The sequence below is a fragment of the Desulfocapsa sulfexigens DSM 10523 genome (assembly GCF_000341395.1).
Taxonomy (GTDB): domain Bacteria; phylum Desulfobacterota; class Desulfobulbia; order Desulfobulbales; family Desulfocapsaceae; genus Desulfocapsa; species Desulfocapsa sulfexigens.
The window spans coordinates 2571455-2595003 of the sequence record NC_020304.1; the positions used below are offsets into that span (position 1 = coordinate 2571455).

20 protein-coding genes are annotated in these 23549 nt (G+C 45.9%); 12 read left to right on the plus strand and 8 right to left on the minus strand.

Going from position 1 to position 23549, the window contains the following annotated elements:
* The first annotated feature begins 91 nt into the window (after window positions 1–91).
* From rpoZ to glyS, 8 genes are all read left to right on the plus strand, one after another.
* Window positions 92–367 carry a DNA-directed RNA polymerase subunit omega gene (gene rpoZ / locus UWK_RS11475; RefSeq protein WP_015404538.1) on the plus strand — a complete coding sequence of 92 codons (276 nt, stop codon included), beginning with the start codon at window positions 92–94 and terminating at the stop codon, window positions 365–367.
* 55 nt (window positions 368–422) lie between these two features.
* Window positions 423–1547 carry a molecular chaperone DnaJ gene (gene dnaJ / locus UWK_RS11480; RefSeq protein ID WP_015404539.1) on the plus strand — a complete coding sequence of 375 codons (1125 nt, stop codon included), beginning with the start codon at window positions 423–425 and terminating at the stop codon, window positions 1545–1547.
* Window positions 1548–1568: 21 nt separating this feature from the next.
* Window positions 1569–2063: a cyclic pyranopterin monophosphate synthase MoaC gene (moaC, locus tag UWK_RS11485; RefSeq protein WP_015404540.1), complete on the plus strand. Its 495-nt coding sequence runs from the start codon at window positions 1569–1571 to the stop codon at window positions 2061–2063.
* A 64-nt stretch (window positions 2064–2127) separates the two neighbouring features.
* The gene (gene dksA, locus UWK_RS11490) at window positions 2128–2490 is read left to right on the plus strand and encodes an RNA polymerase-binding protein DksA (RefSeq protein ID WP_015404541.1); all 363 of its coding nucleotides are present in this window, start codon (window positions 2128–2130) and stop codon (window positions 2488–2490) included.
* Between the two features lie 5 nt (window positions 2491–2495).
* Window positions 2496–3503, plus strand: a complete 1008-nt coding sequence (galT, locus tag UWK_RS11495) for a galactose-1-phosphate uridylyltransferase (RefSeq protein ID WP_015404542.1) — start codon at window positions 2496–2498, stop codon at window positions 3501–3503.
* An 8-nt stretch (window positions 3504–3511) separates the two neighbouring features.
* Window positions 3512–3862 carry a response regulator gene (locus UWK_RS11500; RefSeq protein WP_015404543.1) on the plus strand — a complete coding sequence of 117 codons (351 nt, stop codon included), beginning with the start codon at window positions 3512–3514 and terminating at the stop codon, window positions 3860–3862.
* 172 nt (window positions 3863–4034) lie between these two features.
* A complete protein-coding gene (locus tag UWK_RS11505) occupies window positions 4035–4766 on the plus strand; it encodes a GTP cyclohydrolase I FolE2 (protein WP_015404544.1) in 732 nt (243 codons plus the stop codon).
* 37 nt (window positions 4767–4803) lie between these two features.
* A complete protein-coding gene (gene glyS / locus UWK_RS11510; RefSeq protein ID WP_015404545.1) occupies window positions 4804–6879 on the plus strand; it encodes a glycine--tRNA ligase subunit beta in 2076 nt (691 codons plus the stop codon).
* Between the two features lie 125 nt (window positions 6880–7004).
* Here the strand turns inward: glyS and UWK_RS11515 are convergent, their stop codons facing one another.
* The 3 genes from UWK_RS11515 to resB all read right to left on the minus strand — a co-directional run bounded on the left by UWK_RS11515 (window position 7005) and on the right by resB (window position 9725).
* The gene (locus UWK_RS11515) at window positions 7005–7406 is read right to left on the minus strand and encodes a cytochrome c3 family protein (protein ID WP_015404546.1); all 402 of its coding nucleotides are present in this window, start codon (window positions 7404–7406) and stop codon (window positions 7005–7007) included.
* 106 nt (window positions 7407–7512) lie between these two features.
* A complete protein-coding gene (ccsB, locus tag UWK_RS11520) occupies window positions 7513–8367 on the minus strand; it encodes a c-type cytochrome biogenesis protein CcsB (RefSeq protein ID WP_015404547.1) in 855 nt (284 codons plus the stop codon).
* Window positions 8368–8402: 35 nt separating this feature from the next.
* Window positions 8403–9725, minus strand: coding sequence for a cytochrome c biogenesis protein ResB (resB, locus tag UWK_RS11525; RefSeq protein ID WP_015404548.1), 1323 nt, complete (start codon window positions 9723–9725; stop codon window positions 8403–8405).
* A 455-nt stretch (window positions 9726–10180) separates the two neighbouring features.
* Here resB and rpmB point away from each other — a divergent pair, with 455 nt between their 5' ends.
* Both rpmB and UWK_RS11535 read left to right on the plus strand, forming a co-directional pair.
* Window positions 10181–10375: a 50S ribosomal protein L28 gene (gene rpmB / locus UWK_RS11530; protein ID WP_015404549.1), complete on the plus strand. Its 195-nt coding sequence runs from the start codon at window positions 10181–10183 to the stop codon at window positions 10373–10375.
* Window positions 10376–10466: 91 nt separating this feature from the next.
* Complete coding sequence (locus UWK_RS11535) at window positions 10467–10718, plus strand: hypothetical protein (RefSeq protein ID WP_015404550.1); 252 nt, start codon at window positions 10467–10469, stop codon at window positions 10716–10718.
* Window positions 10719–10804: 86 nt separating this feature from the next.
* Here the strand turns inward: UWK_RS11535 and UWK_RS11540 are convergent, their stop codons facing one another.
* The gene (locus UWK_RS11540; RefSeq protein WP_015404551.1) at window positions 10805–11635 is read right to left on the minus strand and encodes an SDR family NAD(P)-dependent oxidoreductase; all 831 of its coding nucleotides are present in this window, start codon (window positions 11633–11635) and stop codon (window positions 10805–10807) included.
* A gap of 1 nt (window position 11636) precedes the next feature.
* Window positions 11637–12452 carry a class I SAM-dependent methyltransferase gene (locus UWK_RS11545; RefSeq protein WP_015404552.1) on the minus strand — a complete coding sequence of 272 codons (816 nt, stop codon included), beginning with the start codon at window positions 12450–12452 and terminating at the stop codon, window positions 11637–11639.
* Window positions 12453–12520: 68 nt separating this feature from the next.
* Between UWK_RS11545 and UWK_RS11550 the strand changes: the two genes are divergently transcribed.
* Window positions 12521–15349, plus strand: coding sequence for a M16 family metallopeptidase (locus UWK_RS11550; RefSeq protein ID WP_015404553.1), 2829 nt, complete (start codon window positions 12521–12523; stop codon window positions 15347–15349).
* Between the two features lie 115 nt (window positions 15350–15464).
* Here the strand turns inward: UWK_RS11550 and UWK_RS11555 are convergent, their stop codons facing one another.
* Both UWK_RS11555 and UWK_RS11560 read right to left on the minus strand, forming a co-directional pair.
* Window positions 15465–16394 (minus strand): universal stress protein, encoded by a 930-nt coding sequence (locus UWK_RS11555; protein ID WP_015404554.1) that lies wholly within the window; start codon window positions 16392–16394, stop codon window positions 15465–15467.
* A 276-nt stretch (window positions 16395–16670) separates the two neighbouring features.
* Window positions 16671–20867 carry a hypothetical protein gene (locus UWK_RS11560; RefSeq protein ID WP_015404556.1) on the minus strand — a complete coding sequence of 1399 codons (4197 nt, stop codon included), beginning with the start codon at window positions 20865–20867 and terminating at the stop codon, window positions 16671–16673.
* A 224-nt stretch (window positions 20868–21091) separates the two neighbouring features.
* Here UWK_RS11560 and mnmH point away from each other — a divergent pair, with 224 nt between their 5' ends.
* The gene (gene mnmH / locus UWK_RS11565) at window positions 21092–22120 is read left to right on the plus strand and encodes a tRNA 2-selenouridine(34) synthase MnmH (RefSeq protein ID WP_015404557.1); all 1029 of its coding nucleotides are present in this window, start codon (window positions 21092–21094) and stop codon (window positions 22118–22120) included.
* Between the two features lie 549 nt (window positions 22121–22669).
* Here mnmH and UWK_RS11570 read toward each other — a convergent pair.
* Window positions 22670–23548 carry an ABC transporter substrate-binding protein gene (locus UWK_RS11570; RefSeq protein ID WP_015404558.1) on the minus strand — a complete coding sequence of 293 codons (879 nt, stop codon included), beginning with the start codon at window positions 23546–23548 and terminating at the stop codon, window positions 22670–22672.
* Between the last annotated feature and the right edge of the window lies 1 nt (window position 23549).

A 23549-nucleotide genomic window follows, 5' to 3' on the forward strand; every position in this document is an offset into this window, starting at 1 on the left:
TGCTTATACACTGCAGAGTTAGAAAGTGTTGACACTTTCGGGTGGCTGGATAAAGGGCTATCGTAAATATATAAAGAATTGAGGATTATGAATGGCAAGAATTACCGTTGAAGATTGTCTGGAAAGCATTGGTGAGAATAAACGTTTTGATCTTGTGCATCTGACTGTGGAACGGATTCGTCAGCACAGACATGGCGAACCGTATCTCGTGGCAGGTAAAAACAAAGAGGTTGTTATGACCCTTCGGGAAGTGGCAGCCAAGAAGGTTACCTTTGAGAATATTAGAAATCTGCCCGATGCTGTAAATGAAGCAGTGACAGAAGAAGTGGAAGTAGAAAATACTGAAGAAGAAAAAGCTGCTGTCTGAAACGATGGCAGGTTAGTAACTTCGTCAAAACAGTAGACAGGCCGTAAGAGAAAAAATGCAGAAATGTTATTATGAAGTGCTGTCAGTCAGCAAGGATGCAGACGGTAGCACGATCAAAAAAGCCTACCGTAAGCTCGCCATGAAATATCATCCGGATCGTAATCCCGATGATAAGGCTGCAGAGGAATCGTTTAAAGAATGCACCGAGGCTTATGAGGTGCTCAGCGATCTTCAAAAAAGAAAAATCTATGATACCTATGGCCATGAAGGTCTGAAAAGCAGTGGATATCAGGGGCCGAGCAACTTTGAAGATATGTTTTCTGGCCTGGGAGATCTCTTTGGAGATCTCTTTGGTGGCGGAAGGGGACGTAGCCGTCGTAACGGACCGCAACCCGGAAACGATCTCCGCTACGATATCGAAATTACCTTTATGGAGGCCGTGCACGGTCTTGCCAAAGAGGTGGCTATAAACAAGCGTGATACCTGCTGGACCTGTGAGGGCAGTGGCTGTCGTCCAGGTCATAAACGTCAGACCTGCCCAAGTTGTAATGGACGCGGTCAGGTTATTCGATCCCAGGGCTTTTTTCAGGTTTCTTCAACATGCCCGCAGTGTCATGGTGAGGGGGAGATCGTGACCGAACCCTGTGGTGATTGCAATGGAAGCGGCCTGGTGGAGAAAAGTAAAAAGGTTTCTTTGAAAATTCCAGCTGGCGTTGATACCGGGGCTCAGATGCGTCTTCGTGGAGAAGGTGAAGGTGGGCGCCGTGGCGGTCCAACCGGCGATCTCTATGTTGTTATTCATGTCCAGGAACATGAGTTTTTTAAACGTGATCGGCAGACTATCTACTGTGAGTTTCCTGTCTCCATGGTTCAGGCGGCACTTGGTTGTAAGGTGGATGTTCCGACGATCCACGGGAAGAAGAAGTTGAGCATCCCGGCAGGAAGTCAATCCGGTGAGCGCTTTACTCTGAAAAAAGAAGGTGTTCCCAGTCTGCGTGGTGGTGTTCGTGGTGATATGATTGTGCAGTTACAGGTGAAGACACCAACGAATCTCTGTGATGAACAGAAAAAGGTCCTGGAAAACTTTGATGAACTCTGCCAGAAACATGGGCAACACAAAGAAAACGAGGGGTTCTTTAGCAAACTTTTTCATGAAGTATTGGGGAAAAAGGAATCCTGATGGAAGCCTTGGGACGTTAGAATGAAAGAAAATCAGGGACAGGAGTTGACTCATTTTGATGCTGATGGCAATGCCATAATGGTGGACGTCAGCAGGAAGCTTGATACTGAACGTGTGGCAACGGCAAGCGGGAAAATTACCCTGTCGCAGGATGCCTATGATCGAGTAAAAAGTGGTTCCATGGCCAAGGGGGATGTGCTTGGAGTGGCACGTGTTGCTGGAATAATGGCAGCAAAAAAAGTGGATAGTCTGATTCCTCTTTGTCACCCCCTTGCAGTAACAAAAATTACTATAGATTTTGTGTATCATGATGACCTTCGTCAGATTGAGATCGTGGCAGTTGTCGGCATTACCGGTAAAACTGGTGTGGAGATGGAAGCGCTCACAGCTGTTTCAATAACTGCATTGACCATCTATGATATGTGTAAGGCTATAGATAAGGCAATGGTTATCAGTGATATTTGTTTGGAGAAGAAAACTGGTGGTAAGAGCGGGACATTTATTCGACCTGAGTGATTGGGTATACAATGTCTCTTTTTCATATTGAATGTTTTTATGTTTAAAATGAGAGGTTTTTTGAATGGAACATAAAGTACTGGATAGCTTCCGAAAGCAACTTGAGGAAAAACGAGCAGATATTCTGAAGGAAGCAGAAAGGACATTGGCTGAGTTGAATGATCAGTCTGGAAACATTCCGGACCCTAACGACCGTGCCAGTGCAGAATCGGGTCGTAGTTTTGAACTTAGAATAAGACAGAGGGAGCAGAAACTGCTTTCAAAAATTGAAGAGGCCCTGCAGAGAATCGAAGATGGCAATTTCGGGGAATGTGACAGCTGCGGAGAACTTATTGGCTTGAAGAGACTAGAGGCCAGGCCGGTCACCACTCTCTGTATTGAGTGTAAAACTGCCCAGGAATCAAAGGAAAAGTCTTTAAGGAAATAGTGTAAATGCCGGAATTAAGAAAAGATCCAGTCCTCGGTCGATGGATTATCATTGCCAGGGAACGTGGGAAGCGACCTTCGGATTTTGTTATTGTTGAATCACCGGGTAGCGGTGGTTTTTGCCCTCTTTGTCCCGGCAATGAAAATACTACCCCCAATGAAGTACTGGCTTATGGCCGTGAAAGTAATATTATCAATTCTCCCGGTTGGAAGGTCCGGGTGGTGCCGAACAAATATCCGGCTCTGGTGATTGAGGGAGATCTTAACCGCGAAGGTGAAGGACTCTATGATAAGATGAATGGGATCGGTGCCCATGAAGTTGTCGTGGAATCCCCCAACCACGATGATGTTTTTTCTGAGTTACCCTCAGAACATATGATCATGATTTTTAAGGCTTTTCAGGTTCGTATTAAAGATCTTGAACATGATGACCGATTTCGCTATGTCCTGGTTTTTAAAAACTACGGTAAGGCCGCCGGTGCCTCTCTGGAACATTCCCATTCACAGCTTGTAGCACTTCCGGTACTACCGAGAAAAATAGAATCGGAGCTGGCGGGTGCTTTAACGTATTATAATTATAAAGAACGTTGTGTATATTGTGACATTATCAGTCAGGAGCTGAAACAGGACATTCGAGTGGTTTGTAAGAATGAATATTTTATAACCATTACTCCCTTTGCTCCGAGAACTCCTTTTGAGATGTGGATTTTACCCATCCGTCACTCCTCTGCCTACCATGAGCAGGATGATAGACAACTGGCATCTCTCGCCGAAATATTTTCAGAAAGCCTTTGCCGGCTTGATGCCTGCATCCCCAAAGTTCCTTATAATTTTGTACTTCATACACAACCTCTGCGTTCACCGCACATGGATCATTTCCATTGGCATTTTGAGATTGTACCCAAGCTCACATCCATTGCAGGTTTTGAATGGGGCTCGGGATTCTATATTAACCCCATGCCGCCCGAAGAAGCTGCCTCCTACCTGCGGGAGTCACTGGAGCGAATATCTTAGAGGACTTCATGAAAAAAATCTTACTTGTTGATGACGAAGAAGGTATCCAGATGCTCTATCGTGAAGAGCTCGAAGATGAGGGATACGAAGTGATTTCAGCCTATACGGGTGAGGAAGGTATCCAGAAATTTAAAGAGGAGTCTCCCGATCTGGTGATCCTCGATATTCAGATGCCTGGGATGAATGGGATTGAAACACTACGTCAGATGAAAATGGAAAATCCCAAGTTGCCTGTTATCCTGAGTTCTGCATATAACGAGTATAAGCAGGATCTTGGAGCCTGGGCTTCCGACGAGTATGTGGTGAAATCATCCAATATTAATGATCTGAAAGAAGCTGTACGTAAACACCTCTCTTAGGACTTGTTCCTGAACTGCTGTTATGAAAAAAATTGAAAGTTATCATTAAGTTATTTTGTTGTTACGAGAAGGTATGTAGGTTGGAGGTTTTTAGCCTGAAGGAAAGACCGCCTTTCACGTGGCCTTCAACCGTTCTGTTCCTTCATCCTTCAGACCTCAGTCTTCCTTACAAATGAAAGATATCCAGAATCAGGAGGATCACCGCCGCATTAATATCAAGAAGGTGGGGGTGAAGACCATCTCCTATCCTGTCACAGTCCTTGATAAAGCTCGTTCTAAACAGCACACCGTTGCTTCAGTGAACATGTATGTGAATCTTCCCCATCATTTTAAGGGAACACATATGAGCCGCTTTGTTGAGATTCTCAATCGTTTTCATGGGGCAATTGATATCGGGAAATTCCATGATATTCTTGCAGAAATGAAGACTAAGCTTGAGGCCGAAGCTGCTCATATTGAAATGTCTTTTGCGTACTTTCTCGCCAATAAGCTGGGAGATCCTGAGACCTTGAAATCGAGAAGGTATGAGTGCTGCATGCACGGTTCTCTTGAAGTGGTGGATGATCTTGAATTCCGGATTGAAGTTCCGGTCTCTCTGGCACTTGCTAAAAAAACAGGTCAGGGCTTGCCACGTTCTCTTGGACATTGGGGGCGTGCTGTTGTTGCAGTTAAATTTAAGAATTTTATCTGGATTGAGGATCTGATTGCTCTTGTTGAGACCGTTATTGAAGGAGAGCGTAATATGGCGCCCATTCAGGGAGAAAACAGTATGTCTGTTGAGTCTCTGACTCGTCGAATAGCCGGGAGTCTTCGAGAGGAAGAGGCGATCAAAGAATTTTCGGTAAAAGTTGAAAATCTCGCAGAGGGCTATTCCACATTTGCCACCATGGACTCTTACTCGTAAAGAGCTGTTATCAAATTTACACTAAAAATGAATAATTATGCCTGAATTACTTTTTGAGATTGGAACTGAAGAACTGCCGGCCGGGTTTCAAAAACCAGCCCTCGACCAGTTGAAAGAGAATTTTATTGCCAGGGCAAGGGAATTGAAAATTGCTCATGGTTCAGTGAGTACCTTAGGAACTCCGCGTCGTCTTGCATTACTGGTCGAAGATCTGGTTGATTCACAGCCTGATTCACGAAATGAGCTTATGGGGCCTTCCAGGCAGGCGGGGTTTGATGGCGAAGGGAATGCTACCCGGGCTGCCATAGGTTTTGCCAGTTCCAGGGGGGCAGATGTCAGCGATCTCAAAGTCGTTGAAACAGATAAGGGCGAGTACCTGATGCTCGTTCAGGAAATAAAAGGGGTGGCGACAACGGAGCTGCTTCCTGACCTTCTCAATGGTTTGATGATGGGGTTCTCTTTTCCCAAATCCATGCGCTGGGGAAGTCATAGCATTTCCTTTGCCAGACCTGTTCAATGGCTCGTTGCTCTTTATGATAGTGAGATTGTTCCTTTTTCCTATCAGGGCACGGCAGCATCAGATACGAGTCGAGGTCATCGTTTTATGGCTAATGAAGATGTGAAAGTAGATGATATTGCCAGCTATAAGAAGAATCTTCAGAATGTCTTTGTTGTGGTTGATCAGGCTGAACGGCGAAGTTTGGTGCTGACCGAGATAGAGAAGGCGGTTTCCGAAACACTTGATGCAACGGTTGCAAGGGTTGCTGTTGATGAAGCACTGGTTGATACCGTCTGTAACCTCGTGGAAAAACCCTACGGTGTCTGTGGCAGTTTTGATGAAAAATTTCTGCAGTTACCGGATGAGGCACTTATTACATCCATGCGGGAGCATCAGAAATATTTTCCCGTGGTTGATAATGAAAATAATCTTCTTCCCCACTTTGTGGCGGTAAACAATACTGATGTTAAGGATATTGCCTTGACCCGTGCCGGCCATGAACGCGTTTTACGGGCACGTCTGGAGGATGCATTCTTCTTTTTTTCAGGTGATAAGGAAAAGAAACTTGAAGAGCGCGTGGATGCCCTTACCGGAATTATCTTTCAAGCAGAACTGGGAACCATGCTTGAAAAAACAGAGCGTATTGTGAAGCTTGCAGGTCTTCTTGCTGAGCAGTTTGCACCTGACTCAGTCGATGATGCCTGTCGTGCTGCCCGCTTATGTAAGACCGATCTTCTCACTGACATGGTAGGTGAGTTTCCTTCCTTGCAGGGAAATATGGGCTGTGCCTACGCTCTGCAGGACGGCGAGTCACAGGCTGTGGCTCTCGCCATTCAGGAACACTACTTTCCCAAACGTGCAGGTGCGGAACTTCCGACCTCCTTGCTGGGTGCTGTGGTAGGGCTTGCCGACAGGATTGATACGATTAGCGGTTGTTTCGGGATAGGTCAGGTTCCTACGGGAACAGCTGATCCCTTTGGATTACGTCGTATTGCTCTTGCTATCCTCCATCTTATAGAGCACTTTGAACTGTCTCTGTCTCTGCATGATGTGGTGCATAAAGCTCTCTCCCTTTATGGGGATAAGGTTAACGGTGGTATGGAAACCGTGCGACAGGTTGTTGCTTTTATCCGTGGTCGATTTGTCAATGATCAACTCTCTCTCGGTGTCGATGCTGAGGCAGTTGAAGCTGTAACAACGGTTGCGTTTGATGATGTTAATGATAGTCTGTTGAAAATTCAGGCACTAAGCGCAATTCGTGCTAAAGAGGATTTTGCGGTTCTTGCCGCCTCATATAAGCGTATTTGCAATATCATTAAAGTTAATAGTGCAACGGATGTGCAGGAAGCTCTTCTTACTGAAAAAGCCGAGCAGAATCTGGCGTCGATTTTTGGAAAGCTTGCTGAAGAGGTTCAGCCCCTGCTTGCTGCCCGTGATTACAATGGAGCCCTCGCAGCAATGCTGATTCTCAAAACACCCGTTGATGAGTTCTTTAATGAAGTAATGGTGATGGCGGAAGATGATGGGGTTCGTGCCAATCGACTTAATTTGCTTACAGCAATATCAGCCCTTTTCTTGAGAGTGGGTGACATTTCGAAAATGCAGGCTAGCTGAGAGAAGGGATTTGCTTGCTATAGGCGGTCTCGAATGAGAATAAAAAAAGCCCACCCTCATATCTGTGAGGGCGGGCTTTTTTTTATTTCAAATCTGCTTAACAGCAGACGCATCCTGAGAAGTTATTATTTTTTAGGATGACAAACGGTACATTTGGCAAGGGCTTTGTCCGTTTTCTTGTGACATTCTTTACAGTTTGCGTGTGCAGCATCTTTAAAAGTGCTGAGTTTGTCAGGCATGCCTGCAGCTTTGTTGTGGCAGGACTCGCATTTTTCAATCTTCTGACCTTCAACATAGGCAACTTGCTTGCCGTCAGCATCCTTGGAGTGGTGGCAGTCACCACAGGTAAGTTTTTCCTGATGCTTTGCATGGGGGAAAACTGCTGGTTTGGCTTTTTTTGCCTTGTCGATGGTAGATTCAAGAGTTATCTCAGCAGGACCGTTTGCATCATTGGCAAAACTTGCTCCTGTAAAACAGAGCCCTAAAACCAGGGCTGTTGCTGCAGCGATCAGTGTAACTTTCTTCATTTTACATCCTCCTGTAAAAATAATGTGTTTCAGCATATGGCTGAATGGTCATTCACCTTGCAGATAGTTTCTACCTTTTTTTGTCGTTGTTGTCAAGAAATGGCCGTTAATTTGAACCATAACTGTGCAGGCCGGAGAGGAGAAAGTTTACTCCATAATAGGTAAAAATAACAGAAATGAAACCGAAGATTGCAAGCCAGGCTATCCGAGTTCCACCCCAGCCACGGGTGTAACGGGCATGAAGAGTGATTGCATAGATAAACCAGGTGATAAGAGACCAGGTTTCCTTGGGGTCCCAGCTCCAGTATGTTCCCCAGGCCGAATTTGCCCATATGGCGCCGGTGATAATACCAACGGATAACCAGAGAAAACCGAACACCATGGTCTTATGGGTTATGTCGTCTATAACCTTCAGGGGAGGGAGAGTCCCGAGGAGGGACTCATCATTTGTTGTCTGTCTCGTTTCACTCATGTTCTTGACCAGATACATGATTCCGAGTCCTGCAGCTACTGCGAAAGCAGCATAACCGATAAAACAGGTGATAACATGGGCAAGGAGCCAGTTTGACTGCAGAGCAGGGACCAGGGGGCTGATCTCCTTATTGATCCCGGTGGCAAATGAGGCGTAAGCCATGGCAAGAAAAGCGAAGGGTACTGCAAATGTTCCTATGACCCGGGTTTTAAATTTCCATTCAATAAGGAGGTAGAGTGCTATGATCGTCCAGGCGAAGAAGACCACCGATTCATACATGTTGGTAAGTGGGGCATGGCCATATCCAAGAGTGTAGGATTCCTGCCATCGGAGAAGAAGACCAGCAGTCTGTACGAGAAAGGCGACGATGGTAAAGATGGTTGCAGCGGGGCCAAGTTTTTTTGCCTTGAATATAAAAATTATGGCATAAAGAATGGTGGAAAACATATAGGTGAATGTTGTAATGCCTAAAAGTTGTGAACTGTCCATATCGTGAAACTCCAATGTCTACTTTTTTCTGTCGATTACTTAGTGTCAGTTTCCAGGTCCGAGGAGAGACTGGTGAAAATCCTTTCAAAACCGACTTTATTTTTATTTGCACTGCCGCTTACCAGGACTGTTGTTCCGTTGTCCTCTTGAGTGAGTAGTATCCATATACGTTTATGAGACATAAAAAATGCCACAAAAAGTCCAAGGATCATTAGTCCACATCCAAGATACACAATCCATACTCCAGGATCTTTTGCTATCTGAAGTCCGGTTGCATACATCTGTTTTCCTGCGATGGTATATTTTTTTCCGGGACGCTCAACGGTTACCTGGTCTCCAGCTTTAAGCCAGAACGTTGAGGCTGGTCCCTGGTCGTCTTTAAACCACACCTTCATTCGTGTGATGGTCTGTCCCATTGCCTCGGCATTAATGATGCCAATACGGGCATTGTGTTTACTGAGTTCCTGCTGCTGTTGAAAGGGCATGGGCACGGTTTGAGTTTCGTTATTCTCCTGGTTGGTAACCGTCAGTAAAAAATCTTCATAGCCCTGATAGCTTGACTGGTAGAAAGTGATTCCCCTGTACGTTAAGGGATCATTGACAACGATCTCTTTTTTCACTGTTACTTTGTTGTCCTCAGATACCGTGAGCACAGATTTGTATGCTTTAGGCATACCGGAATCGTAAAATTCGATATCAAATCGGTCACAGCGCACCGTGAACCCGAGATCAATTGATTTTCCGGTACCAGTTTGAAAAATAGTATTGGTGGCCTGGGTTTCCGGTAACATTATCGATCCCTTGAATCCGTATAACTCACCAATTATGGCTCCAAGAAAAATAACAAGAATGGAAGCGTGAACGATATACACGCCGGTTCTGGTCATCGCACCCTTTTGAGCAAAAAGAAGGAGTGTGTCGTCACGTTTACGCTGGAACGCTTTCCAGCCTTTGGAAGAAAGGCTGTCGCTGAGCTCGGTGGCAAGGGTTTCTTCAGCTTTGTTAGATGTCCAGCTGGCAGATAAACGCATTTTCTGAATACGTTTTGGATCGGTTGCCAGGTTGTCGGCATTTATCTGCCGCCATACGCCTGGAAAACGGTCAATGGAGCAGATGATAAGGTTTGAGGCAAGAAGACCAAGTAATCCCAGGAACCACCATGAGTTGTACATATCAGGGATGGAGAGAACTTGAAAAATTCTTGCAGTGGTTTCACTGTAATTCTGGGCGTACCAGCTCATACTTTCTTTCTGGGGTATTACTGTTCCGATGATGGAAGTGACCGCAAGAAGAAAGAGAGTGAAAAGAGCTAGTTTAACAGAAGAAAAAAAGCTGAATAGGGGATTCTTTTTTTTCATTTGATCCTTGATAATAATTATTAAATGGTTTTCTTTATCAGAATATTTCTGAAAAAGCAAGGTATTTGTCAGGTCTCACAGTATTTCTTTTGCTGCCTGTTATGTACCACGTTGTAGATGGTGATCGCAAATCTATTCATGGCTGGTCAGAAATTAACAGGTGTGGGCAGGTATGCATTGATACAGGTCAAAATTTAGTAATAAAGAAAAAATAAGGAATATGTAAAATTACTAAGCCTTATCACCCCTGTCAATAAAGGTTTTTTTGTAGTCTTATGGCTTTTCAGGGGCTGGTAGGACCAGGCAGGTGCTTCTGTGGAAAAACACTTGCCATTCTTGCGGAAAACAGGTATAAAAAGCAGTTTCTCGTTTGTCAAAGGAAAATGAAAGAAATTTTTTTATGATATCCGAAAGTTGTAAACTCTTTCGGAATCAAACCATATAAGGAGATCGTCATGGCTAAAGTCTGTCAGATTTGTGGCAAAGGGCCTGCCACTGGAAATAATGTTTCTCATGCACACAATAAAACCCGACGTCGCTGGTTGCCGAACCTCAAAAGAGTTCGCATGTTGACTTCAGGTGGCAGTGCTGTCAGGGCTCGTGTTTGTACCCGCTGTATTCGTTCGGGGGCAGTTGTTAAGCCTGCCTGAGTAGAATTTTGGGTGGTGTATTTATGTAAGTTATTAAGGGTGATAAGGATTGATTCCTGGTCACCCTTTTTCTGTTTCAAAGGAGTTGGATATGAGTGAAGAGATAAAATTTCTCCCTCGTGAGGAGGCGCTGCAGCTGGTTGGGGCAATTCAGGAAGAAGAGGATATCCATAATCAGGACAGGCAAATTCTCACTGTCTACAATAAAGACGATCGTGAAGTGTGCTGGTTTGATTTTGAGGAATTGGAGAAGGCGGTTGGTGATGTCCCCAGGGATCAGAAAAAGGAAATGATTCAGGATTATATCTTAAAACATATTCCCGAATGGGCACGTGATATTTAATTATTAAAGTAGTAGCCAATTGCAAGTGTTTAACGGGGGAGTGACGAAACCCAGGGAAGAAAAACGTTCGTTATTTCGTTGGATGTTTAATTCAATATCCCCTTTGGCATTGGTGGAACCGGTTGCCCCCCAAGTGTCACTCCGCCATCTATTTTCAGGATACTTCCTGTCATGTAGTCTGCATCTCTGATAAGAAAAAGAGTTGCCTCGGCAACTTCTTCAGGAGTGCCGGTTCGTTGCAGCAGGCATTGGCTGCGGATTGCTTTCTTTTCCTCTTGCTCAAGTTCCCCCCAGCCTCTTGTTCCTTCTCCATGTCGCTGACGGATAAGTCCCAGCATCAATTCATTTACTCGAACAGATGGCGCGGCTTCACGTGCCCAGGTTTCCGTGAAAGAAGAAATAGCACGGTTTGCAGCACTATATGCATCATTGAAAAATGGTGCTGTGGCTCCGCTGCGACCGCTGATGCCTGAGATGGAAGAGATGTTGACAACGGCTCCTTCGCTGCTCTTCAGTAAAAGTGGAAGACAGTGGTGGAAAAGGAGCCACTTGGCTTTCAGGGTTGTGGATATCTCAAGATCCCATTGCTCAGCATTGTGCGGGAGGTCATAACTTCCATGAACGACTGGCATGCCTCCGCGTTCAATATTGTTCACCAGAATATTGAGGCTGCCATACTTCTTGTTTATCTGGTTTACCAGGTTTCGTACGGCAGCATCCGATCTTAGATCAACTGGTAGGGAAAGAAACGAAAATCCGGCGTTTTTAAATTCCTCTTCCATCTCCGTAATGGATTCCGGCCAGTCAAAGGTGGGAAGAATAAGCCTTACCCCCGCTTCCCCTAATTTTCTGGCAATTTCCCTGCCTATGGCCCTTGATGCTCCTGGCACAAGTGCGGTTTTTCCTGATATATCCATTTTACGTGTCCCTTTCTACCTGTTGATGGCGGTTGGTACCCCTGATGCTTGCCGATAAAGGATCGTCCTTACTGTTGGAAATTACAAATATCTTAATACATTCCCTGGAATGCGGCGCAACAAGAGTGATCTTTCCTGGGCTGTTTTTTTGGAGGAAGCCCTCGAGTGCCCCCTGATTCATCCAGTCTCTGTAGTTATGGTAATGGTTGAGACCGGCTGCCCGTTCAATGATAGGGATAAGAATTTTCCCAATGAGAAACGAGGAACAGCTTTGTGTGGGAGTGGAGTAATCAGCAATAATGATATGACCATTATGCTTCACGAGTCTGCAGGCTTCTCTGAAGATGGCTTTATGGTGAGGGGCAGCCTTCTCATGAAGAGCAAAACTTATAACGATAGCGTCGTATTTATTGTCAGCGATGGGCAATTGAGTGGCATCTGTTTCAAGATAGTGAATGGACGACGGACTTTTCTTGCGAGCATTGCTGATCATTGCAGGAGAGTTGTCAACTCCGGTGAGCAGCATATTCTCTTCACTCAACATTCGCAGCTGTTCGCCGGTCCCACAGCAGATATCGATAACATTTTTTGCCCCGGAATGCTTGAGTATGGTTCTGATATTACGACGAATAGAGCGCAGGCCCCGGGAGAGTAGAAAGTCATAAATCGAGGCTGTATATTTATATTCATCTTCGTCCTGCATGGTCTTGCGATTCCATACTAAATGGTTATAATTCTTAATTGCCTTGATACGGCAGCCTTTGTAAACGATATGTTTTGTTTTTCTACTGCCAAAGTGAATGTAGCATATTATCATTGCTTCTTCCAGATTTCACCTTGAGTGATAGTATGGCAATGAATAACCTGAATAGAACAGGAGAAAGAATGGTTTTTTGTAAAAAAATTGGAATAGCTGTTTTAGCGGGTTTTCTTTTTGTAACAACGTTTTTGTTATCACCCTGTCTGGCTGATTGTTTTTCTACGGCATGGCCTCATGAAAAGAGTGATCTGAGACCAGATCCATCCATTACCTTCGGGCGGTTTGAGAACGGGTTTCGCTATATACTGAAAAAGAATTCTGAGCCCAGAGACAGGGTGGCGATGTCACTCAACATTCAGGCGGGATCTCTTAATGAAAATGATGATCAGCGAGGCATTGCCCATTTCCTTGAGCATATGCTTTTCAACGGGACAACGCATTTTCAACCAGGAGAGTTGGTCGAATATTTTCAGTCAATCGGAATGAGTTTCGGTGGGGATACCAACGCGCATACCAGCTATGATGAGACCGTTTACGATATTATTTTACCAAAGGGCACCGCTCAGGATATAGACAAGGGATTGTTGGTTCTTTCTGACTATGCCCGGGGTGCCCTGTTGTTGGAGACGGAAATTGATCGGGAGCGGGGAGTAATACTTGCTGAAAAAAGGAGTAGAGATTCAGCTGGGTATCGTGCCCATGTGAAAGAGACGGCATTTTCCATGCGAGGTACCATGCTCCCTGAGCGCATGCCTATTGGGGTCCTTGAAACTTTGAACAAGGCAGACCATTCTCTGATGAAGAGCTTTTACGATGCCTGGTATCGCCCTGAAAATATGATGTTGGTTATGGTTGGTGATTTCGATCTCGAGGAAATTCAGCCCCTGGTGGAGGAAAAATTTGCAGGACTGACAGGAGAAGGAGAACAGCCTCCATGTCCTGAATTTGGACGTTTGCAGCATGAAGGTTCTGAGTTCTTTTATCATCATGAAGCTGAAATGGGAGTTACTGAAACAAGTATTGCAAGTCTGTGGAATGTGGAACCCGAGGATGATTCTTTTGCACTGCAGGTGAAGGAATTGACAGGTTATGTAGCAAGTAAGATTGTTCAGCATCGTCTCGATGAACTTACAAGAAAAAGTGACACACCCTTTACTTCTGCAAAAGTGTATTCCGGAACCTTTTTAAATCGCATTGGGTACGCGGAAATTGGGGCCAAGAGTGATGCGGATAAATGGCAACAGAGTTTGTCTCTGATTGAAAACAGCCTGCGGCAGGCCCTGAACTTTGGGTTTACCGGGATTGAATTACAGCGTGTGAAAAAAGAGTTACAGGCAGAGCTTGATTCGGCAGTACTGACTGCCAAAAGTAAAAACTCCAAGGAGTTGGTATCATCTATTATTCGCAGTATTAACAACAATCGGGTAGTGCAGTCACCGGAACAGGACAAAGCGTTGTTTGCTCCCGTTCTTGAGTCGATGACTCTTGCGGATGTTGAAAAGGAATTTCGGGATCTATGGTCACATTCCAATCGTCTGGTGAAAGTGAATGGGAATGCAGTTATTTCTGAAAAAGATCCTCTTCCTGTTATTGAATCGAACTACAGGGCCGCAATGGACATAGATGTTGTTGCCTATGCAGATACAATTCAGAAGGATTTCCCCTATCTCCATCTTGGGAAACCGACGCCCGTAAAAAGCAAGGAGCAGTTTGTTGACATTGGAAGTAAGCGTGTGATCTTTGATAACAATGTTGTTCTGAATCTAAAAAAAACCACCTTTGCCCCAAATGAGATTCAGATCTCTGTTGATTTTGGCCACGGTGCCTCAACGGAACCTGCGCCTGCCCTCTCCATGTTGACAACTTCCGTTATAAATCAATCCGGCACATCAACCCTGAGCAAGAGTGAGCTTGACAGAATTCTCTCAGGGGCCAGCGTTGAAACGACATTTCGTGTCAATCCGGATTCTTTTAGCTGGCAGGGAAAGTCTCTCAATAAAGATGCTGAGTTGCTCTTTCAGGTACTGCAGAGTTTAGTTGCTGACCCGGAAGTAGATATGAATGCCTTTCAGGTAAGCATGGATACGTTTAAGCAGTTTTATGATGGGGCAGCAACAGAAGTACAGGGCATTATGAGTATGCAGGGAGAATCTTTTCTTGCAGGGGGAAGTCAGCGTTTTGGCCTGCCCCCATGGACTGTTTTTTCTCAACTGGATAGAAGACAGATTGAGGAGTGGTTTTTGCCCGCAGCCGGGAAGAGTGCGCTCGAGATCTCTCTTGTTGGGGATTTTGATGAAGCTGAAGTGCTTCGTCTGGCTGAAAAATATTTCTCAGTCCTGCCCGAAAGAACCTCGACTCCGGTGGAGAAGGTGAACATCTCTTTTCCACAGGGGCAAAGTCTCAGCCTGACAGTTCCTTCTTCCATCGACAAGGCGATGCTCGTTGTTGCCTGGAAAACGGATGATTTTTGGGATATTCAACAGACAAGGGGGTTACATCTCCTGGCAGAAATATTCTCGGATAAAATGAGAAGAGTCGTTCGGGAAAAACTCGGAGCATCTTATTCACCTCAGGTATACAATGCATCGAGCCGTATCTATGACGGTTTCGGGGTTATGCGGGCTGTTCTTATCGTTGATCCAGGTCAGGTGGAAATACTGCACCAGGAAGTGTTAACCATAGCAAGAGAAATATGGCAGGGCAATATCAGTAACGCGGAACTTGAACGTGCCAAGGAGCCTATGCTTACCTCTTTGAGGGACATGGTTCGGACTAACGGTTACTGGTTGAAATCCGTACTTGCAAACTCTGCCAGATATCCAGAACAGTTGGAGTGGCCCACTACTATTCTCTCTGGTTTCTCCTCATTTTCTCTTGAAGATGTTCAAGCTTTGGGCGCAAAATATCTGAACCCGGAAAATGCAGCCAGCATCACTATTCTTCCTGAAAAGTGACGGCTAATGGATTCTGTATGCTTGTGAAAAGGATGCTGTCTAAGCAGTGACACCATCTTTTTGGCCTCTGGGGACTCACCGAACTTTCTCGAGTCAGGGAATGGGTTGTTGGCAGTTAGCCAACAACCCAGAGGGCCAGATCCTGAAAATGTTTGATTGCCCTGTCAGAAACCCCTCCAAACAGCCCTTTCGATGTGGCTTTTCCTCTTCTTCCCATGACTATCGTGCCACAATCTCGTTTTTTAGCTTCGCGGATAATGCTGTGAGCTTCTTCAATATCGGTGCTTTCCGGAAGTATCTGAATCTGTTTTTCGGGGATTCCTGCGTTTAGAAGAAGCTGTTGCGGACCATTGAAGAGGCAGTCTGTACCGGAAAGGTGTGTGTCACTCCAATCCTTTCCCCATTTCTTATAAAAAAGCTCGGGTTTACAATGAATTTCTTTGCCAAAAATGGCTGTGCAGTGGAAGAGACAGATCTCTATATCTGTCCTCTCTGCAAAAATATGGCAGAGATGGTCAATGGCCATCAGTGAGTTTACGGAACCATCCACCGGAACGAGAAATTTTTTCGATTGTACCTCCCCGTCAATGATCCATAAAGGCGTGTTGTGGCATTTTTGAAACAGGGAGCTTGACACGGAACCCATCAGCATTTCACTTATTCCATTCAGACCTCGTCTGCCAATGAGGACGGCATCCAGTAAATCTTTCTCTGCCGTTTGCTGAATTGCGGCTGCAAAATTGTAGCCGCAGGTGTGAACGGAGCTGTGAATACGATCCGAGGTGATATTATTGCGGAGAAGTTTTTCAGTGGCTTTTTTCAGGTAGCGCCTGGCAGAGGATTCCTTTGTACCTTGAACAGTATTCGTCGGAATAAGCGAGTTCTTTTGATCTGCTGCAGAGGGCATGATGGAACTTCCAGCTGTGATCCAGGTGCAGAGATGAAAGTGAATATGTGGATCTGCTGCAAAGAGGGTACTGATATAAGTAAGGGACTGGTTTGAGTATACCGAGCCATCAATGGCAATAAGAATATCTTTCTGCATAAGCCCTCGTCATGTGTATCTGTGTCAGTTATTTCGCTGTTTTTTGTGTATCTCTGCTCTGATGCTCCTTCTCCTTGGTTTCTTTGGGATCAAAGAAGTGCACCATATATTGAAAAATAAAAACAAAGAGAAAGACAACAGCATAGACCAGTATCCAGTCCCACATATTTCACTCCATGGTATTTCTGCAAACAGAATAATATTGTGTATATGAAACAAAAGTAGTCAGTCTCCGTCTCTTTGTAAAGTCCGAAGAATCATATTGGCATCAAAATATTACTCTTTGTTCACGGGCGTTACCTCTGTTGTCTCATTCCTCTTCACAGCTGTCTTTCCTGAAGGAGTAACGACTCTGCGTTTTCGTACTATTGGTTTCTTTTTTGGCTTTGGTGGAGCTTTTTTCCAGGTACTGGTTTCACTGAAACAATCCCAGCCCCAGCGCAGCCAGCGAAGAAGTGCAATGGCAAGCCAGAGTGCCCAGAGGAGCATACTGATACGATAGGTGAGCAGTGGTACCGTTATGACCCATGCTGATGGCAGGAGGAAGTCAGCCCTGTCCTGGTACCAGTGGAGAGAGTGGCCATTTGAGCCATTACCACCGATCTGCATATCCGGATGACCGAGGAGTCCCTGTTCGATAGCGAAGAACAGTGCTCCAAGAGCGGCGAAGGTGAGGAGAACAAGGACAACCTGCATTATATTGAAAGTGGCTGTCTGGGTTATTTCATGACCTTTTTTTCTACGTAACCCGAGGAGAAGCAGCCATGCAACTACCACCGCAGCAATGGGTGCTGGAACCTGGCTCAGGCCAAGACTCAGAAGGAGCCATTGTAAGGTGTTTAAGGGGGTAAGTTTGACGCGTCCAAGGAGCAGGGCAATAAGAATAATAACCAGCAATTCTCCCCAGAAGAGAACCGCAGGACCTACCCGTGGTCCTCCTGTTAAGAGAATCCAGCGGGAGGAGGGGACGGTCATCTCAATGGATGCATTAACACTTTTGATCCCGAGGTCAATGGTTTCTGTAGTCAGTCTGGTACCGACGCCCTGTTTACTGCGCCATCCTATTTCCAGATTTTGCGGTCCGGGTTGTATTGGAAAACTCAGCTGACCGTTATTCAACTGTAATGGGAACTCTTTGCCATTTATCAGGGTTTTTTGTAAATCGATATCTGGAGGCAGGGTGATACTGTGCTGTAGGCCACGGCTCGCATTGAGGGAGACAAAGAGTGTTGTTTCGGTAGCACGCAGACCCGGTTTCACCACAACTTTGCTTCGATTAACTGTCATTGTGGGGCCGGTAACTCCCTTAGGGCGGCTGATGGCGAGTTGCAGGGATTCACCAGGATACGGATGGTACTCCGGATAGCGTTTCCCGGCTGGATTGGTCTGGTTTATTTCCGGCAGGCCCTGCGTTTCCACATGCCAGATTGGGCTTACGTCAAGAAACCAGATCTCGGTCCAGGAGGAAGTGAGTGGCGCCGTGAGCCTGATTGAATCAACCGGATCCATTGAGGAGTGGAAGGTAAAACTCTTCTGTTTGGACCCCATATTGATTCGAGCATGCTGTTTTCTGAGTTGGAGGCCAGCGCTGGTGACATGTTCTCCGGGGAGAAGCGGAATGTCGAGGGCAATAACAGTGTCAGGACTGAGACGTATGATTCTGGTGGAAACCGTCCACTTTAACCCCATATGGAGTGTCCGTTCGATCCTTACGAATGCTGGTATCTGGATGGTGTCAGCATCGTCTGTCCCGGCATTGTCTTCCCTGGCAGCAGGCGTAATTCTGCTGAGACTGATCTGTTTATCCAGACGACCATCTTCGTGAAGGCCATTAATCGACCAGTCATTAAGGAGTGCCTGTCCCTGTCGCGGTAATACAGGAAAAGAAAAAGAGGCTTTATCCTGACTGTTTAGTTGTTTCTGGAGCAGTATAGTGTGGCTGCCTTGCTCAACACGGATAAGAGAATAGCCCTGGGAATCCAGACGTACAATTTGTGCCGGCTGTCCATCGAGGGTGATCCTGGGGAAAAATCTGTTTTCTCCAGGAAGGGTGATAGCCCCCCTGATAAGAGAATCAACCTGGAGTTCAACTGTCAGCAGGTTCTCCTCTGTACGGATAATGCAGTTGCTGATTGTTGCACACTGGTCACCACATTCCGGTGCCCTCAGGAGCCTTTCCTGTAATTCTTGGAGGATTTCAGGAGGGGGGACTTCTGCCGATGCATGTTGGGGGCTAAAGACAATTGCAATGAGAAATACAAGAGAAGCTCCAAGGGTTTTAGTCTGCTTAGAGACACCTGTCCTGCCACTGGATATCAGAAACTTCCTGAGAAATCCCCCAATGAGCAGGGTAAGCAGAAAAACTCTTACAAAGGCCAGGACGGTGTTGCTGAATGGGGTAAGAAAAAAGAATGAAATATTCTGTTCCGGACTCACAGGGCCATTCCAGCTCAGGTAGATCTGCTGCCACTTCCAGTCGGGAAGTCCAGGCCCCGTTTGAATCATATCCTGTGGATCAATCTGTATGCTTTTGGGTTTTTCAGGTACCTGGCTTGTGCCCAGGCTGTAATAGGCCTGTTTTCGAACGGTCTTGCTCCTGGGTTGAGGTAAAGCAGCGGATTCCGTCAATGAGGCGTCATGTTCCATGGTGGGTGAGGCGAGTGGGAGGTGTTCACTATCCGTCTGGTATTCGTTGGTAATTCTAAAATGATCGCCATATTCGAGCTGTGGGTAAATTCCCACACGTATTTGGTTAATCATATAGGGAACGGAGCTTACGATGATTACAATGAGTATTACCAGACCGGCCATTCTACAGAGTCGTTTTCCGGTCGTGGCCGTGATGACCTGCTGCATGGCGAGAAGGCCAAGGAGTGGCAGCCAGAGATAGCGTGGCGACCCTTGTTGGTGAAAGGAGAAAAAAAGAAGAAGAATCGCAATCCCCCCCCATCCAAGTCCCAGGATTCTTGATGTGGCCAGGCCAATGATCAGAACCATGAAAATATCGAGCAGAGTCCAGCGATTAAGCCATGTCGACACCCTGTCAACCCCCGTGGTGGTGAGCAGTTTCCACCCGGGTGGCAAGTTCAGTTCCATGGAGAGCTGTTGGAAGGTATGATCCCAGCCGAGCGCAGGGATTTCAAGACATCCCTGTGAGACATTTTTTTGAATACGCGATTCTGCATACAGTTCAAGGCTGCCCTGTCGTACTTCGACACCTGTCCTGTCAGAGTCCTTAAGTTGGGTGATAAGTCTTGAACTTCCTTCGACCTCTACTTTCCCCAGGATAAGTGATGGATTAACGTTAAGTCGCCAATCACGCGTCATGGTTCCGCTGAGAGCATCATACGCGGTGAGTCCGCTTCCCTGCTCATCAAGCCATATTTTTCGATGGATCTTGAGGCGGTTTGGTACAGGGTTGGGATTGCCTCGATTTTTTTGAGTGAGGGTCATAACCCCTTCGGCTGTGATCAGATATGCGGGGAAATTTCTCCATTTTTCCGGAAGTGAGGTACGGGAGGGATCTAGCGGGGAGAGGGTATTGATTTCAATCTGGCGTAATTTGGGGTCTGCTTCAAAGACCCATATCTCTTCAGTGGGCCAGGTGCCATCGATATCTCCCATGGTCAGGGTCGCTGGAGAGAGCGGTTCACTGTTTCTCAGGGTCAACTGGATTTGCCATTGACCCGGTCGAACCTGGATCTGCAGTCTGCCACTGCTATCAATGCGTACCGGAAGTGGAGAGTTCAATAGTAGCGGAATGAAGGGATTACCCGTTTTGAGTCCGAGGGTCTCCTGACGTGGGTTGCCGGAAACGATCAACTGGATATGTAACTGCTGAGTTAAGGGAACACCGTCAGTGATTTTACGGAAGACTTGAAGAGTAAGACTTTCTTCACTGTTTTTTTGTGTTTCCTTAGTATGTTTGAACCACAGCCTGCCCTGTTGATCGAGTTGCAGGCGTGTTACTTTTTTACCTAGAAGTGTGAGGTGGACGAGTCCGGTTTCTGCGGGGACAAGGAGATTTTCGGGAAGGCTATTCCATGCAAAGCTTCCTGTTATTGTATGAGCGCCGGGATCAAGCCAGATGGCTGGGCGCCCCCGATCAGTGCTTACAAGAAGTTTCTTTTCACCGGATTGTACATTGAAAGGCCAGAAGGGAGTGTTGCCCGGAAGTAGAACCAGGCTTCTGGTTTCAATCAACCATTTCTGGCTGAAGGTTGCTCCGTCCTCACGTACATTCAGCTCAATCTCCGAGGGCCATGTGCAGTAACGTCTGCTGCTCTCTGTGGTATCGATACTACATAATTTTTCTTCCTGGTCGTAGAGGACCCAGGGAATCCACTGTTGTAATTCGGTTGGAATCCTGCTCTCTGCCAGTGAATGCGACGGAATGGATGTCATGCTGACGAGTAAAAAAAACTGAAGTAACAGGATGAAATGTTTACATACAGGCCTGAGGGAGGTTCTCATTTTCGGGATCCAGAGTGAGGGGGATAGTATTATTGGAAGCTGTCTTTTCAGTATAGCTGGCAACAAAAAGCTTTGTCAAATATACAGCTGTGGAGAACTCTCTTTTGGTGTAACATGCCTCTAAAACCAAATATCACTATAAAAGATGTTCCCCGAAGAAAACTGTCACTAGATTCTTATGCGTGGCTGAATGGTAATTGAGTTTCTAACAAAAAGGAGAAGCATTGTCCAGGTCGGTTACTTTTAAAGAGCTTTTTCCCTGTCCCACGGTTCAATTTGTTGATGTACGTTCTCCTGTAGAATTTTCTCAGGGACATATTCCTGGAGCCGTAAATATTCCCCTCTTTACAGACGATGAGCGCGCCAGAATCGGTACCATCTATAAACAGGTGGATCAGGAACAGGCCCTGGCTCTTGGCGAGGAAATTGCCAGGCCAAAGGTCGAGCAAATTATCACCCTTATCGAGGAAATGTTGCCGGCTGATATTGTCATCTATTGCTGGAGAGGTGGGAAGCGAAGCAGTGAAGTCTGTCGTTTGGTAAATGAGGCAGGAGTTGCGGTCAAACGTTTGCATGGAGGATACAGGGCCTATCGTCGTGGAATCAGAAGCTGTATCGAACAGCCACGGAAATTATGTATTCTTGGTGGAAAAACAGGAAGCGGCAAGACTGCTATTTTGCAAGGGCTTCAGGCGCAGGGAATACAGGTGATCGATCTAGAGGCTCTGGCCCACCATAAGGGGTCAGTTTTTGGTCATATTAACGAGGGAGCACAACCGACCACGGAGCAGTTTGAAAACGATTTCCACCAGGAACTGCAAAGACTTGATCCTGAGAACGTACTGCTTCTTGAAAACGAGAGTTATGTTATCGGCTCAGTCCATCTTCCCCCACCCTTGCTTTTGCAGATGCGGGCAGCACCTCTGCTGATAATCGAAGTGCCGGTGGAAGCGAGAATTGATCGTCTGGTTCAGGAATACAGCACTACCGATAGGCAGGAGTTGACCGAGGCCTGTCAGCGTATTGCACAGAAATTGACCCGGCCAAGATTTCTGGAAATAATTGATTGTATTGAGAGAGACGATTTGAGAACTGCCTGTGAGCACCTCCTGGTATATTACGATTATTACTATAATCGTGGAATTGAGAAACGAAAAAACCAGGAAATTTCTTTTTTGTCCCTGAGTGGTTTTGCTCTTGATGATGATATTACAAGAGTTAAGGATACTGTAATAATACAACATGCAGTCTGACATAATATGAGCTGCAGTTGTCCAGGTGGCAAGCAGTATCCGATTGAAAAAGGCAGTGCCGTTTTCCATGCTGGACACTGCTTATTCAGTTAAAAGGTTTATTTCGTTCAATCACCACCTACCTGATTTCCTTGAGCATCACTTCCAGGTCCTATTTCCTGACCATTTTCATGTTGGACTTTATCTCCACCAGCCCAAACGGGTGCAACGGCTACACTTAAAAAAGAACTAAAGAGGCCATAAGTGCCAATAATCTTCTCATTGTAGGATCTCCTTTAAAATCTGAGGTTTGTTTTTGCCAATACCACAGGGAGTGGCACGGTCTTTTTCAACTCACATTAATTTGCGTTTGTTTGTGTAGATCACCGGTGAAAAATATTCAATGCTACAGTGTCGTACTGGTGTGTTTTGTTAAGGGAATTTATGAATATGCTTGAAACACAGCATGTTATGAAGAATGAAAAAACAGTATGGTGAGTGTGCTTAAGTTATCAGGATGCCTGGTTGTGTTGTAAGAGCATGTTTTTATTGAATAAGTTATGGGTTAATTTATTGGTAAAGAATGGCTCTTATCTGTTTTATTCCCTCGAGAATTCGCCTGGTTGGTCGTGAAACCAGCTGTTCATCAACAAGAGATATCTTTCCTTCTCGTATTGCCCTAATAGCAAGGAATCCAGGTTCCTCGGCAATCTGTTGGGTCGTGACACGATTCATTCGTCCCTCTTGGGCGAGAAAAAAATCTATTTCATCAGCGTGGAAGAGGATACGTTCTTTTCCGTATGCGGCAATGTTGGTGTCTCTACGAGCGGTGGCATCCGTGGCAATGTTTATGCCGCCAGCCTGTTCGAGCGCAAATATTGCAATAGATGTGGGAGAGAACGTCTTCATTTTCGAGTGAATAGATTCAAAATAGACTTTTGGCCGATTCTGGAGAGGAACCATTTGGGTGGCCTGGTGAATCTTTTGAAGCTCATTGTTAAACTCTGCAACCATTTGAGCAGCCGCTGTGTTTCTCCCAGTGAGGCTGCCGAGTTGTATCCAGTAGGCAAGCATTTCGTCGATACTGCGTGGCTGCAGCGAGATAACCGTTATCCCGGCCTCTTTTAGCTGGTCAATGAGCTGAGGGACAGCATTTGCGATCATGGGTCTGATCAGGACCAGATCTGGACCTGCAGCGATGAATTTCTCAGCATTGTCGCGATGGCTGAAACGTTGTTTACTGAGAATTTCAGGAGGGTAGGTGTCGCTGGTTGCGATCCCTATCAGTTCCCCTGTTATTCCGAGGTCAGCGAGGTTCTCCGTATGGGCAGGATAGAGTGAAATAATACGTGAAAATGAGGGTTTGGTGTCGCTGCCATGGAGAGGGGAGCAGGACAGAGCGGAATGGATCAGTGTCACAAGGATGAGAAGACGTAAAATATTGAGCATT